The organism is Miniimonas arenae, assembly GCF_006351005.1.
GTDB lineage: Bacteria > Actinomycetota > Actinomycetes > Actinomycetales > Beutenbergiaceae > Miniimonas > Miniimonas arenae.
This window is the reverse complement of record NZ_VENP01000037.1, coordinates 1-11,794: the sequence shown is the minus strand read 5'-3', so window position 1 is coordinate 11,794 and position 11,794 is coordinate 1. Positions and strand designations below refer to the sequence as shown.

Sequence of the window (11,794 nt, the reverse complement as noted above, 5' to 3'; positions counted from 1 at the left end):
CGGCTCCAGCGTCGGTGCGCGCCGACGCTCAGGCGGTCGGCGCTCCGGGCAGGATCGGCCCGCCGGGCGCGGGCGGAACCGGCGCCGGCGGGACGGCCGTGCGCCCCGCGCCGCCGGCCTGAGCCTTGAGCAGGTCGCGGATCTCCTGGAGCAGGATGACGTCCTCGGCGGGTGCCTCCGGCTCCGGCTCCGCGCCGGCCTTGCGCTTCGCGGCCAGCGCGTTGAGCGGCAGCACGACGATGAAGTAGATCGCGGCGGCCACGAGCAGGAAGTTGATCAGCGCCGTGAGGACCATCCCCGGCTTGATCAGGGCGTCGCCGAGCGAGATAGTCCAGATGTTGTCGAGGTTGGGCTGGCCGAACAGCCCGCCGATGAGCGGGTTGATCAGGCCCTCGACGATCGCGGTCACCACGGAGGTGAACGCGGCGCCGATGACGATGCCGACGGCGAGCTCGACGGCGTTCCCGCGGCTGATGAACTCCTTGAAGCCGTTGAGGAAGCCGGTGCGCTTGGCGACGGCGCTCGCGGCGCTGTTGTAGGCGTTGCTGGCGTTGGCGAAGGCGTTGGACATGAGGATTCCCCTCGTGCTGGTCGTTCACGGACCCGGGCGGCTCCCCGAGGCGCCGAGGGCGACGGTCAGGGTGCCGCCCGCGCTGGCGTCGAGCACGAGGGTAGCGGCCTCGCTCGGAACGGCAACCAGCAGGAGGTCCGACGGCGACCCCGAGCCGCCGAGCAGACCGCCCGTCGAGGCCGCGCCGATCCGCGCCAGGACGCGGGCCCGCGAGGTGAGGACGCTGGCGCCCTCACCGGTCGCGCTGACGAGGTGGACGGTCGCGCCGTCGGGCAGGAGGTCCGCCGCGGCGGGGTCGGCGAGGTGCACCGGGACGGCGAGCTCGCCGTCGGACAGGTCGGTCCAGCCGTCGACGGCGAGCTGGCTCGCCAGGACCGGCGTGCCGCGCGCCGCGGGGTGCGTGAGCATCGATCCCACGAGGTCGGCGGGGGAGGCGCGGGCCCCGGCCGGCACGAGCGCCGGGGGGAAGTCGGCGATCTCGACGTCGGCCGGGGTGATCCGGGTGCCGGCGGGCAGGTCGGCGGCCGCGACGACCACGGCGCTCGTCTCCGGCGGGGTGGGGAGCACGGCCGGGAGCAGCGTGAGGATCGCGGTTGCGACGAGCGCCCCGACGAGGAGCGGCCGGTACCGCCACAGCCGCGAACGCCACGCGCGACGGCGCGCACGGGCTCCTCGTCCCGCGTCCGCCGGTGCCCAGCTCGTCATGGCGACGACGCTAGGTGGATGCCCCGCCGACACGCGCGCGGGCTGTGGACGGTGCTCGCGTGGACGGCGCCCGGCCCGCAGGGGGACAACCCGCGTGGCCGCTCGGGCGGGCCGCGGGGTGGTGAGCCTCACGCGGAGGGCTTGCTCGCCGTCGTCGGCGCGTCAGGTGAGCTGCGCGGGGGTGAGCCTCACGCCGAGGGTTTGCTCGCCGTCGTCGACGTGCCGGTCGAGGTCGACCCGGAGGACCCGGACGCGGACGAGCTGGACGAGGTCGACCCGCCGGATGTCGAGCCGGATCCGCTCTTCTCGCCGGACGAGGCCGTCGAGCTCGCGGACGTGGAGCCGGAGTCCGAGGACCCGCCCGACGTGGCCGAGGAGGACCCGCCCTTCTTCCCGCTCTCCCGCGAGTCGGTGCGGTAGAACCCCGACCCCTTGAACACGACCCCCACCGGCTGCAGCACCTTGCGCAGCGCTCCGCCGCACTCGGGGCACTCGGTGAGCGGCGCGTCGGTGAAGGACTGGCGGACGTCGAAGGCGTGTCCGCACGCCGTGCAGCGATAGGCGTAGGTGGGCATGACGCTCCTGGTGCTCCTGGCCTCGGGCCCGCGTCGCGGGCTGGCACTCACGTGGTCCGAGTGCCAAGACTACCCCTGCCGTCAGGCTGCGCGGCGGCCCTGCGTCCACCAGCTCGTGGGAGTGAGCACGCCCCCCACGGGCACGTCGTGCGCGGCGCGGGGGAGCGGTGCGTGGTGCGCCTCCTCGTCGTACACGACCGCGAACACCGCGGCGTCGGGCGCGGCGTGCAGCAGCGTGCGGTCGTACCAGCCTCCGCCGAGCCCGAGGCGGTAGCCCTCGTCGTCGACGGCGAGGGCCGGGACGAGGATGAGGCGCGCCTGCGCGAGGAGCTCCGGCCCGCCGTCGGACTCGACCGGCTCGAGCGGGCGGTTCGGGGCGCGCTGCGCGAGGTCGGCCATGCCGGTGTAGTGGCCCCACCGGCGGTCGAGGGCGGCCCCCAGCACCGGGAGCAGGATCTCCAGGCCCGCGTCGTGGAGCACGTCGAGCGTCGGATGGGTGCCGGGCTCGTCCTTGCGGGAGACGTACGCGGCGACGGCGTCACCGGCCTGAAGCCCGAGCGAGGCGACGAGGTCCGTGGTCTGGCGCGCGATGCCGCACGCGCTCGTGGCGAGGCGGCGGGCGTCCTGCTGGCGGCGACGGCGCACGAGCGTGGTGCGCAGCGCGTCCTTCGCGTGCTCCAGCGCCTCGTCGGCGTGGTCGCCCGCGATCTCGGGCATCGGGTGGGGGTCGTCCTCGTGGGACATGGGTAGGGCGTCCTTGCCTTTCACCCCTTTACTGTCGCACAGGAAGCGCGTCGCGGCTCCCGTCCCGGGGGCGGTGTCTCGTGCTCGTCGCGGGCTGTCCGGAGCGCCGCAGGGCGACGCGACGGCGGCGTGGCGGGAGCCGCCCGGCGAGACCCGTGCGCCACCTCCGCGGTGTGCGCGTTCGCGGCCCGTCGGCCGCCTTGCCGATGTACCGCCACGCGCGCGTCGCGCGCCGCTACTGTGCACCCCATGTGGCCGACGCGTCTCGCCGAGGGGCCGCTCGCGCTGCGCCCGCTGCGGCGCCGGGACGGCGCCGAGTGGTCGGCGGTGCGCGCGCGGAACGCCGTCTGGCTGGCGCCGTGGGAGGCGACCGTGCCCGGGGGAGCGCGCTCGGTGCTGACGTTCGGCGGATACGTGCGCGAGCTGAACCGGCAGGCGCGGTCCGGCGCCTCGCGGCCCTGGGTGATCGAGCTGTACGGGCGCATCGTGGGGCAGGTGACGGTCACCGCGATCACGCACGGGTCGCTGAGCTCGGCCGCGATCGGCTACTGGATCTCGCGCGACGTCGCCGGGCGCGGCCTCATGCCGCTCGCGGTGGCGATGGCCGTCGACGACTGCTTCTCCTCGATCGGCCTGCACCGCATCGAGATCAACATCCGGCCGGAGAACGGCCCGAGCCTGCGCGTCGTGGAGAAGCTGGGCCTGCGGGACGAGGGCGTGCGCAAGGCCTACCTGAACATCCAGGGGGCGTGGGCGGACCACCGGACCTTCGCCCTCACGACCGAGGAGGTGCCGCGCGGCCTCCTGGAGCGGGCGCGCGCACTCCCGCACGACCTCGGCTGAGCTCGACCCACGCCTGAGACGCCCGACTGCGTCGCCCGTCCGCGCGGCACCGCCCACGCCGCATCGCCCGCGTCACCCCGCCCGCGTCACGCCGCGGGCGACGCCTGCGCCGCACGGCGATCCTCGCCGTCGGGCCCGCGGTGTTCGACCCGATTGGGCGACACGCCCGCCCACGTGCGCCGACGCCTCGAGCGGCGGCCCTACCGTGGGCTGCGTGAGCACCGCCGGGTTCGTCATCGCGGCGGCGGTCATGCTGATCCTGGGCTACTTCGTCCCGTCGCTCGTGCGGCGGCGGCAGACCATCGGGGACGCCCGCGTCCACGACCGGTTCTCCGCCTCCCTGCGGGTGGTGGAGCGGCGGGGTCGACCCACGGACGGCGTACCGCTCTCGACGACGTCGCTCCTGCTGGCCTCACGCCCCGTACCAGCCCAGGCGGCCCCCGCGACCGCCCGAGCCCCCTCACCCGCCCGAGCCGAGGAGCCCACCGTGAACCGCCCCACCGGGATGGCCGAGCGCCGCAGCGCCCAGGAGGCACGCCGGGTTGCGGCCGTCCGCGCCGCGATCGCCGCACGGCGTGCCGAGCAGGCGGCCGCCGCTCGCCGTCGCCTCGTCGTCACCCTCGCCCTCGTGACCGTGACCGCCGTCGCGTGGCTCGCCGTCGTGCTCGCCGACTTCTCCGTGCTGCTGGCCGTGTTCTCCTCGCTCGTGCTCGTCGCCGTGCTCGTGCTCGGCGTGCGCGCGGCGAAGGCGGAGCGCGCCGAGTGGGCGGACGTTCCCGCGAGCCTGGTCGAGCCGCGTGCCGCCGTGGTCGCCGGGCCCACGTACTCGCCCGCCGAGCTTCGCTCGCACCTCGCCGCGGCGGGTGCCGCGACGACGGCTGCGCCGTCGACCGCGTCCGAGCCGGCCGAGGCCGCGGCCGACGCCACGTCCGGACGCCTGCGCTGGCAGACGGACGAGCCCGCCGAGGTGGCGGCCAGCACCGACGCCGCCGCCGGTACCTGGACGCCCGTCCCCGTGCCCGTGCCGACCTACACGCTCAAGGCCGAGGCTCGCCGTCGCGAGGACGTCGCGCCCGACGGCGAGCTCGAGTCCGCCGGTGACCTCGCCGCCGCGCAGGTCGCCCCCGAGGGGGCCGGTGTCGAGGCTCAGGCCGCCGGGGCACCCGACGCCGAGGTGCCGGGCATCGACCTCACCGCGGTGCTGGCGCGACGCCGCGCGAGCGCCTGACGCGACCCCCGGGGGCGTCCGTACCATCGGTGCGTGAGCGACGTCCTCGACCACGGTCCGTTCTTCCACGGCACGAAGGCCGAGCTGCGCCCGGGTGACCTGCTGACGGCGGGGTACCGGTCGAACTACCGGCCCGAGCAGGTACTACCGCAGCGCGGACCCGTTGCGGGTGGTGCGGGAGGTCGAGGACTGGCCGAGGCTGGCGCCCGAGGCGCTCCAGACCTGGCGGGAGCGCCTCGCGGCGCTTCGCGCGGACGAGGCCGCGCAGATCATCAACTGAGCGGCCAGCGGATCCGGTGCCGACAGCTGTCCACGGCGGACGTGCCGCGCCCCGTGGCCCGGACCGGGTACGCCCGCGGCCCTCAGCGCTGCACGACGAGCCGCTCGCCCTCCCAGCGCAGCGGCATCGGGTCGGTGATGCACCCGCCGAACGCGCCGTCGGGTCCCTCGTTGACGAACGCGAACAGCACGGCGCCCTCGGCCGAGTCCACGATCTTGCCGACGTAGAGCGACTCGTCCGTGAGCAGGTACGCAGCGTCGAGGTCGTAGGGTCCGACCGCTGACGCCGCGGGCGCCGCCCAGATCCCGCCGTGACCGAACCGCTCGCGGCGCTCGGGCGAGAGCTCGCCCGCGAGGCAGTTGAAGACCAGCACATCGCGGCCCTCGACCGCGGCGGCCTGGAACACCTCCAGCTGACCGAACCCGTGCCGCGGCTCGGTCAGCGGCGGCTGCACCGTCCACGTGAACAGGTCGGGTGACGTCGCGTGGCCGACCACGCCACGCTCCGCGACGTCACCCTCGCGCGACCGCGCGGTCACCAGCATGTGCCACCCCTCGCCGTCGGGGTCGCGCATCACCCAGGGGTCGCGCCAGTGCTCGTCGATCCAGCCGGCGGGGCCACCGACCTTCTCGTACCAGCGCGCGTCGGCGCGCGCGACGGGGTCCTCGCGCTTGGTCCAGCCGTGCAGGTCGGCCGAGGTCGCGTGACCGACCTGCTGCACGAGCTGGCCCTCGTCCGTCAGCGTGGTGCCGGTGTAGAAGAGGTGCCAGCGTGCGTCGTCGCCGCGGACCACGGACCCGGTCCAGGTGGCCGTCTGGTCGAAGGCGGGCGGGCTGCCGTGCACGAGCGCGTCCGCCACCCGCCGCCACGTGCGCAGGTCCGTCGACACCGCGTGCCCGACGGCGGCGCGACGGTGGCGCAGGTTCGGGTCACCGAGCGCGCGGGAGGCGTAGAGGAAGAACAGGTGATGGGTGCCGTCGTCGTCCTGGGCGTGCCAGAAGTCCCACACCCACGAGTCGGGGAGCTCGAGCATCAGCCCTTGACCCCCGAGGACGCGATCGAGTTGATGAACGAGCGCTGGAAGCACACGAACAGCACGAGCACCGGGATCGTGATGAGCGAGGCGTAGGACATGATCTGGCCCCACGAGGTGTTGAGCTGCTTGAAGTAGTCGATGCCGACCATGACCGGCCGCAGCTCCTCGGACTGCACCACCATGAGCGGCCAGAGGTACTGGTTCCACGCGGGCAGGAACGTCAGGATCGCGACGGTGGCGATCGCGGGCCCGGCGAGCGGCATGACGATCTTGCGGTAGATCGTGAAGCGACCCGCGCCGTCGACCGTCGCGGCCTCGTCCAGCTCCTTCGGGATCGACGCGAAGTACTGGTAGAAGAGGTAGATCGAGAACGCGTTGGCGACGAACGGGATGATCTGGACCTCGTAGGTGTCGAGCCAGCCGGTCGAGCCGTCGTAGTACGGCAGCAGGTTGACCCACCACAGCAGCGGCAGCGCGAGCGTCTCGAAGGGCACGATGAGCGTCGCGATGATGACGCCGAGCGCCAGGCTGCGGCCGCGGAAGCGCAGCCGCGCAAGCGCGAACGCGCACATGCTGTTGACGATCAGGCCGAGCACCACGGTCGCGACGGCGATGACCACGGAGTTCGCGAGGAAGCGCCAGAACGGCACGCGACCGAACACCCCGGTGTAGTTGTCCAGCGAGATGTCGCCGACTGGGAGGAACGCCCGGACGCTCGTCAGGTCGCCGAAGATCTGCGTGTCGGGCTTGAGCGAGGACACGAACATGAACAGCAGCGGCAGTGCGAACACGAGCGTGAGCGCGATGCGCACGACCCAGCGCCAGACGAGGCGTCCGGTGCTCGGCCCGCGGTGGGAGCGGTTGGCTCGGGCAGGCACGACGGCGTGCGGGGCCGGTGCGGCCACGTCGCCCGTCGAGGTGGTGGCGGAGGCGCTCATCAGGCGTCCTTCTCTCGGGTGAGGTAGCGCTGGATCAGGTTGACGGCGAGGACCAGGGCGAAGAACACGAGCGCGATCGCCGCCGCGTAGCCGGTCTGCTGCTGGGTGTAGCCGGCGCGGAACGCCTGGAACACCACGGTGCTGGTGGAGTCGAGGGGACCGCCCTGCGTCATCACCTGGACCTGGGTGAACAGGGCGAACGCCGCGATCGTGATGGTGACGAGGATGAACGTCGCGGTCTGGCGCAGTCCCGGCCACGTGACGTAGAGGAACTTCTGGCGGTTGCTCACGCCGTCCAGGTCCGCGGCCTCGTAGAGCTCACCGGGGATGGTCTGCAGGCCCGACAGCCAGATCACCATGTGGAAGCCGACCGCCTGCCAGATGGACATCACGATGATCGCGAGCAGGGCGGTGTCCTTGTTCCCGAGCCAGTCCGGGCCCGTGATGCCGATCCGCGCGAGCACCGCGTTGATGAGGCCGTCCTGCTGGTACATGAACTGCCACAGCAGCGAGATGACGACCATCGAGGTGACGACCGGCAGGAAGTACATGGTCCGGAAGAACGTGACGCCGTGCATCTTCACGTTGACGAGCAGCGCCAGGCCGAGCGCGAGGCCGGCCTGCACCGGGACGATCACCGCAGCGAAGATCACCGTGTTGCGCAGCGACTTCCAGAACACCGGGTCGTCGAACAGGCGGGAGAAGTTCTCCACGCCGATGAATCGGGGTCCGGTCGGCGAGATGAGCTTGGCGTCGGTGAACGCGAGGCCGAACGTCAGCGCGATCGGTACGAGGACGAACACGAGGATGAGGACGCCGGCGGGCAGGATCATCCACGCCGCGGTGCGGGACTGACCCCGCGAGCTGCCCGTCACCGACCGCGGACGTCGGGTGACGGCGGCGGACGGGACCGGCGGTTCGATCTCCACCATCTGGGTCATGAGGGCTCCTGTCGGATCTGAGGGCGTCGGCCGGGCCGCTGCGGTGCGGTGGCGACGCGGCGTGCTGGGGCGAGTGGCGCCGTCGTGCGCGGCTGAGTCCGCGCGGGGAGGGGCGGGGCTCGCTCGAGGCGAGCCCCGCCCGTGCCTCAGGAGGTCGGGGCGAAGTTGTCGTTGCTCTTCTGGTTGGCGTCGATGTCCTTGACGGCCTGGTCGAGCGTGGCCTGCGGGTCGGCGCCGTTGAGGATGTCCTGCGCGGCCTTGGTGAACGTGGTCGCGATGAACGGGTAGCCCGGGGTGACCGGGCGCAGCTCGGCGAAGTTCTTCGAGAAGACGCGGAAGATGTCGTACTTGCCGCCCTCGCCGTAGCCGTCGACCATCGCGGCGGCGCCGTCGGTGGCCGGGATGGTGCCGGTGGCCTCGGCGATGGAGGCGACGTACTCGTCCTGCATGGCGAACGTCATGTAGTCCAGCGCGCCGTCCATGTCGGAGCAGGTGGCGCTCACGCCCCACTGCCAGGAACCGCCGCCGATCTTCGCGCCGGCGCCGAAGTCGACGGGCGGAAGGAACGTGACGTCGTCGGCGATGTCGGACTCGGCCGCCGGGGCCGCGGACCAGGAGCCCGTCCACAGCAGCGCGGTCTTGCCGTTGAAGAAGTCCTGCGCCGGGTCCTGGCCGGACTTCAGCGGCATGTACTCGTCGGTGACGAGCGAGCGGAACCACGTGGCCCACTCGACGGCCTCGGGGCCGTTGAGCACGCCGTCGGCGCTCTCGTAGTTCTCGCGGTCGATGAGGTCACCGCCGAAGCTCTGCAGCTGCGGGGAGTAGGCGTAGGGCCACCACTCGCCGGTGTTGCCGGTCTGCATGTCGAGGACGTTGTCGAACTGACCGCTCGCCTTGATGGCCTCGAGCGCGGCCGCGAACTCGTCCTTGGTCCACGGGTCGTCGGCCGTGGGGATGCGCACGCCGGCGGCCTCGAGCGCGGAGGTGCGGGCGAGGAACGCGAGTGCCACGTCGTAGTAGCCGAGCGAGTAGAGCTCGTCGTTCCAGACGCCCTGGACGGACGGGAGGAAGTCGGCGGCGCGGTCCTCGAGGCCGTTGAGCGGGGCGAGGTAGCCGGCCCATGCCCAGTTCGGGACGTTCGGACCGTCGATGTCGAGGATGCAGGGGAGGCTGCCCGAGGACGCGGCGGAGGTGACGGAGGTGTTGTAGGAGTCCTGCGGGAACGCCTGCACCTCGACCTTGTACGTGCTCTGGCTCGCGTTGTAGTCGTCGACGACGCCCTGGATGGCGGCGAGCTCGGCGTCGTTGCCCGCGTTGTGCGTCCACATCTTCAGGACGGTGGCGCCGCTGGCGTCCTCGCCTCCGCTGTCGGTGCTGCTGCCCTTGCCGCACGCGGCCAGGGAGAGGGCGAGGCCCGTCGCTACACTGACGGCGGTCAAGCGCTTGAGCTGCGTGGAAACCACGATGTTCTCCAACTCTGTGTCGTTCCCGGGTTGCAGCCCGGGGGTGGTGTCACCCGTTGCAGCGGGTGGGGGTGGGGTACTCGCTCGTCGCCCCGGTTACCGACCGGGGCGACGTGGCCTGTGGGACCGCCTCGGGCCTATCCCGGCGGCGCGGCGACGGAGCCACGGCGCACCAGAGGGCACGGCAACGTCTCGTAGCGGGGACGCTCCTTTCGGGTCGAGTCGATCGAGTCCATGAGGGTGTCGACGGCCCACCTGCCCATGTCGTAGTGGGGCAGGGCGACGGTCGTCAGGCCAGGGCGCAGGCTCGCGGCGATGAGCTCCTGGTTGTCGAAGCCGACGATCGACACGTCCTGCGGCACACGCAGCCCGAGCTCCTGGGCCGCCTGGTAGGCGCCGAGTGCCATCCGGTCGTTGAAGCAGAAGAGGCCGGTCGGGCGCTCGTGCGCGGGGCGGTCGAGCACCGTGAGTGCGCCGAGGAACCCGCCGCGCGCCTCCGAGGGGTGCTGGGTCAGCATGTCGGGCGCGAGCGCGAGGTCGGCGGCGGCGAGGGCCTGACGCACGCCATCGAGCCGCAGCGACGACGCCGGGATGTCGTCCTCGTTGTTGACGAAGGCGATGCGCCGGTGGCCGTGCTCGAGCAGCTCGGTGACCGCGGCGGCCGCGCCGCCGGCCTCGTCCGGCACCACCGAGGACCAGCCGGACTCGGTGGAGCGGGCGTCCAGGAGCACGGTGGGGATGCCCTCAAGGGCCGCCGGCGGGGTGAGGACCCGGTGGTACTCGGCGGCGTAGACGATGCCGTCGACCTGGCGGTCGCGCAGCTCGCGGATCTCGCGGTTCTCGAGGTCCTCGTCGGCACCGGTGTTCATGAGGACGAGGATCGAGCCGCGCGCGGCGGCGGCGTCCTGCGCGCCCTGGATGCTCTGGCCGGCGTGCGGCGAGGTGGCCACGTGGTCGCCCACGAAGCCGATCGTGTCGCTGCGCCGGCGCCGCAGGCCCTGCGCGAGGCGGTTGGGCGTGTAGGCGAGCTGGGCGGCAGCGGCCTGCACCCTCTCCTTGGTGGAGTCCGGGATCCGTTTGCCGGGGATGTCGTTGAGGACGTAGGAGACCGTGGTGACCGAGAACCCGGAGAGTTCCGCGACGTCGCGCAAGGTGGTGCGTCCCACGGTTCCTCCTCATCGAGTGCCCAAACGTTTCGGCTGCTGGAGAGGAGTGTGCCCAATGGTTTCGGCACCTGTCAACTGTCATGCTTCGCTGCGTGTCTCGGCGGTCCGGTGCGAGGCGCGGGCATGGGAGACCACGCCCGAGCGATCGCGCCCCCGCGGAGGACGTTGACATCGCGGGGAGCGCCCGCGGAGTGCCCGGGTCGCCGGTGCGGTCACTTAGTCTTCGAGTCGCCGACCGCCCGCTTCGGTCAGGTGTGCCCTGATTCGCGTCCGAGATGGGGCGCTACTTTCAGCCTCTCCCCGTTTCGGCAGCGCGTTGTGCGGGCGCCACTGATCCCGGTAGCTGCGAGTGCGATCGTAACCATGTCGGCCGAGCGGGCGAGCATCGTGAACATAGCGTTCATGAGTCGACCTCCCTTCTTGACTCGGTTCTTCCAGACATCTGTGGGGAAGACGGTCGTGAGGAGGGACACCGTGATGCAGGCCAGGATCAGCAGCCCCGAGGGGTCTGCTCGCTCCTCGCTTGCGGCGCCGAGGAACGACTATGCGTGATCGTAGCAGTGAACGTCGCGGTGATGTCGGTGTCTCGTGAGAGCGTAACGGTGCATGGTTGCCGAAGGGCGGCCCGACGAAAGGGCGGACAGTGTCCCTCGCGCAAGACAGCACCATCGTTGCCAACTACTTCCGCATCCGGGAGTCGATCGCCAACATCCCCGACTTCAGCGATCTCGCGTACGGCCGTCATCCTGCCTGGTTCTCGCAGCTATTGAGCTCGATTGTGCTCGGAGCTGGCGAGTCACCCTTCACACTCGTGACCACAAATGGTGAGGTGGCGACGAACGGCCCTCAAACGATGAACCTGCACGGGCTCGCGTTCACGGACGCCCTCGTTGTCGAGTTCACGATCGGGGATGTCCAGCTGTCAGCGAACGAAGGACGCGGTCGCGTCACGGTGCGCAGATTGTCAGATATGGAGTCGTTTGACGTGTGGTCGAGTGGCCCGATCGCGACCACGGGGTGGCCCTTCGATGTCGAGGGGATCCTGCGCTTCAGAGACGGGCATTCGTGGCTCTTCACAGTTCACGGTGTAGGAGTTGTGGCCTGAAGCCGCCGGTCTCGAGCAGGCTGCGGGCGATGTAGTTGGTCAGGTTCCTGAATCCGAGTGCGCTGCCGCGCAGGTGTTCGAGTCGGCCGTTGAATCTCCTATGTATGTCAAGCAGCCGCCGCAGGTGTGATCGTGGCGTTGAGTTGCCTGTAGATCTGACGGGCGAGGTAGCGCTTGAGCGAGCGGCGGATCTCGCGCG

12 protein-coding genes and 2 pseudogenes are annotated in these 11,794 nt (G+C 71.8%); 5 read left to right on the top strand and 9 right to left on the bottom strand.

All coding sequences use genetic code 11. The features are described 5' to 3' along the window. Positions 1–28: 28 nt before the first annotated feature. The gene (gene mscL / locus FH969_RS10255) at positions 29–571 is read right to left on the bottom strand and encodes a large conductance mechanosensitive channel protein MscL (protein WP_139987177.1); all 543 of its coding nucleotides are present in this window, start codon (positions 569–571) and stop codon (positions 29–31) included. A 24-nt stretch (positions 572–595) separates the two neighbouring features. Next, positions 596–1,276, bottom strand: coding sequence for an SAF domain-containing protein (locus FH969_RS10250; protein ID WP_139987176.1), 681 nt, complete (start codon positions 1,274–1,276; stop codon positions 596–598). An 18-nt stretch (positions 1,277–1,294) separates the two neighbouring features. Between FH969_RS10250 and FH969_RS16055 the strand changes: the two genes are divergently transcribed. Next, positions 1,295–1,696, top strand: coding sequence for a hypothetical protein (locus FH969_RS16055; RefSeq protein WP_342777018.1), 402 nt, complete (start codon positions 1,295–1,297; stop codon positions 1,694–1,696). Positions 1,697–1,710: 14 nt separating this feature from the next. On the opposite strand, the pseudogene FH969_RS16050 reads toward FH969_RS16055, so the two are convergent. Together FH969_RS16050 and FH969_RS10240 are read right to left on the bottom strand one after the other, a co-directional pair. Then, positions 1,711–1,851, bottom strand: a pseudogene (locus tag FH969_RS16050) (FmdB family zinc ribbon protein); the annotation flags it as partial. Positions 1,852–1,932: 81 nt separating this feature from the next. Continuing rightward, the gene (locus FH969_RS10240) at positions 1,933–2,595 is read right to left on the bottom strand and encodes a 5-formyltetrahydrofolate cyclo-ligase (protein WP_246071857.1); all 663 of its coding nucleotides are present in this window, start codon (positions 2,593–2,595) and stop codon (positions 1,933–1,935) included. 249 nt (positions 2,596–2,844) lie between these two features. Between FH969_RS10240 and FH969_RS10235 the strand changes: the two genes are divergently transcribed. The 3 genes and pseudogenes from FH969_RS10235 (at position 2,845) to FH969_RS10225 (ending at position 4,946) form a co-directional block, all read left to right on the top strand. Then, complete coding sequence (locus FH969_RS10235) at positions 2,845–3,438, top strand: GNAT family N-acetyltransferase (RefSeq protein WP_139987174.1); 594 nt, start codon at positions 2,845–2,847, stop codon at positions 3,436–3,438. Positions 3,439–3,652: 214 nt separating this feature from the next. Next, positions 3,653–4,666, top strand: a complete 1,014-nt coding sequence (locus FH969_RS10230) for a hypothetical protein (protein WP_139987173.1) — start codon at positions 3,653–3,655, stop codon at positions 4,664–4,666. Positions 4,667–4,699: 33 nt separating this feature from the next. Next, positions 4,700–4,946: pseudogene (locus FH969_RS10225) on the top strand (NAD(+)--rifampin ADP-ribosyltransferase). Positions 4,947–5,028: 82 nt separating this feature from the next. Here the strand turns inward: FH969_RS10225 and FH969_RS10220 are convergent. From FH969_RS10220 to FH969_RS10200, 5 genes are all read right to left on the bottom strand, one after another. Further along, a complete protein-coding gene (locus FH969_RS10220) occupies positions 5,029–5,979 on the bottom strand; it encodes a glycoside hydrolase family protein (protein WP_139987172.1) in 951 nt (316 codons plus the stop codon). After that, the gene (locus FH969_RS10215) at positions 5,979–6,920 is read right to left on the bottom strand and encodes a carbohydrate ABC transporter permease (RefSeq protein ID WP_108718112.1); all 942 of its coding nucleotides are present in this window, start codon (positions 6,918–6,920) and stop codon (positions 5,979–5,981) included. Before FH969_RS10215 ends, FH969_RS10220 begins: the two co-directional genes overlap by 1 nt. Then, positions 6,920–7,861 carry a carbohydrate ABC transporter permease gene (locus FH969_RS10210; protein WP_234417808.1) on the bottom strand — a complete coding sequence of 314 codons (942 nt, stop codon included), beginning with the start codon at positions 7,859–7,861 and terminating at the stop codon, positions 6,920–6,922. The genes FH969_RS10215 and FH969_RS10210 overlap by 1 nt, the downstream gene beginning before the upstream one ends. A 146-nt stretch (positions 7,862–8,007) precedes the next feature. Further along, complete coding sequence (locus FH969_RS10205) at positions 8,008–9,324, bottom strand: ABC transporter substrate-binding protein (RefSeq protein WP_180359757.1); 1,317 nt, start codon at positions 9,322–9,324, stop codon at positions 8,008–8,010. Positions 9,325–9,461: 137 nt separating this feature from the next. After that, positions 9,462–10,490: a LacI family DNA-binding transcriptional regulator gene (locus tag FH969_RS10200; protein ID WP_139987171.1), complete on the bottom strand. Its 1,029-nt coding sequence runs from the start codon at positions 10,488–10,490 to the stop codon at positions 9,462–9,464. Between the two features lie 643 nt (positions 10,491–11,133). Between FH969_RS10200 and FH969_RS10195 the strand changes: the two genes are divergently transcribed. Beyond that, positions 11,134–11,595, top strand: a complete 462-nt coding sequence (locus tag FH969_RS10195) for a hypothetical protein (RefSeq protein ID WP_180359756.1) — start codon at positions 11,134–11,136, stop codon at positions 11,593–11,595. The last annotated feature ends 199 nt before the right edge of the window (positions 11,596–11,794 follow it).

What these genes read in the sequence shown, in the direction of transcription:
- mscL (WP_139987177.1), bottom strand. Translation starts at nt 571, where the DNA reads ATGTCCAACGCCTTCGCCAACGCCAGCAACGCCTACAACAGCGCCGCG.
- FH969_RS10250 (WP_139987176.1), bottom strand. Translation starts at nt 1,276, where the DNA reads ATGACGAGCTGGGCACCGGCGGACGCGGGACGAGGAGCCCGTGCGCGC.
- FH969_RS16055 (WP_342777018.1), top strand. Translation starts at nt 1,295, where the DNA reads ATGCCCCGCCGACACGCGCGCGGGCTGTGGACGGTGCTCGCGTGGACG.
- FH969_RS10240 (WP_246071857.1), bottom strand. Translation starts at nt 2,595, where the DNA reads ATGTCCCACGAGGACGACCCCCACCCGATGCCCGAGATCGCGGGCGAC.
- FH969_RS10235 (WP_139987174.1), top strand. Translation starts at nt 2,845, where the DNA reads ATGTGGCCGACGCGTCTCGCCGAGGGGCCGCTCGCGCTGCGCCCGCTG.
- FH969_RS10220 (WP_139987172.1), bottom strand. Translation starts at nt 5,979, where the DNA reads ATGCTCGAGCTCCCCGACTCGTGGGTGTGGGACTTCTGGCACGCCCAG.
- FH969_RS10215 (WP_108718112.1), bottom strand. Translation starts at nt 6,920, where the DNA reads ATGAGCGCCTCCGCCACCACCTCGACGGGCGACGTGGCCGCACCGGCC.
- FH969_RS10210 (WP_234417808.1), bottom strand. Translation starts at nt 7,861, where the DNA reads ATGACCCAGATGGTGGAGATCGAACCGCCGGTCCCGTCCGCCGCCGTC.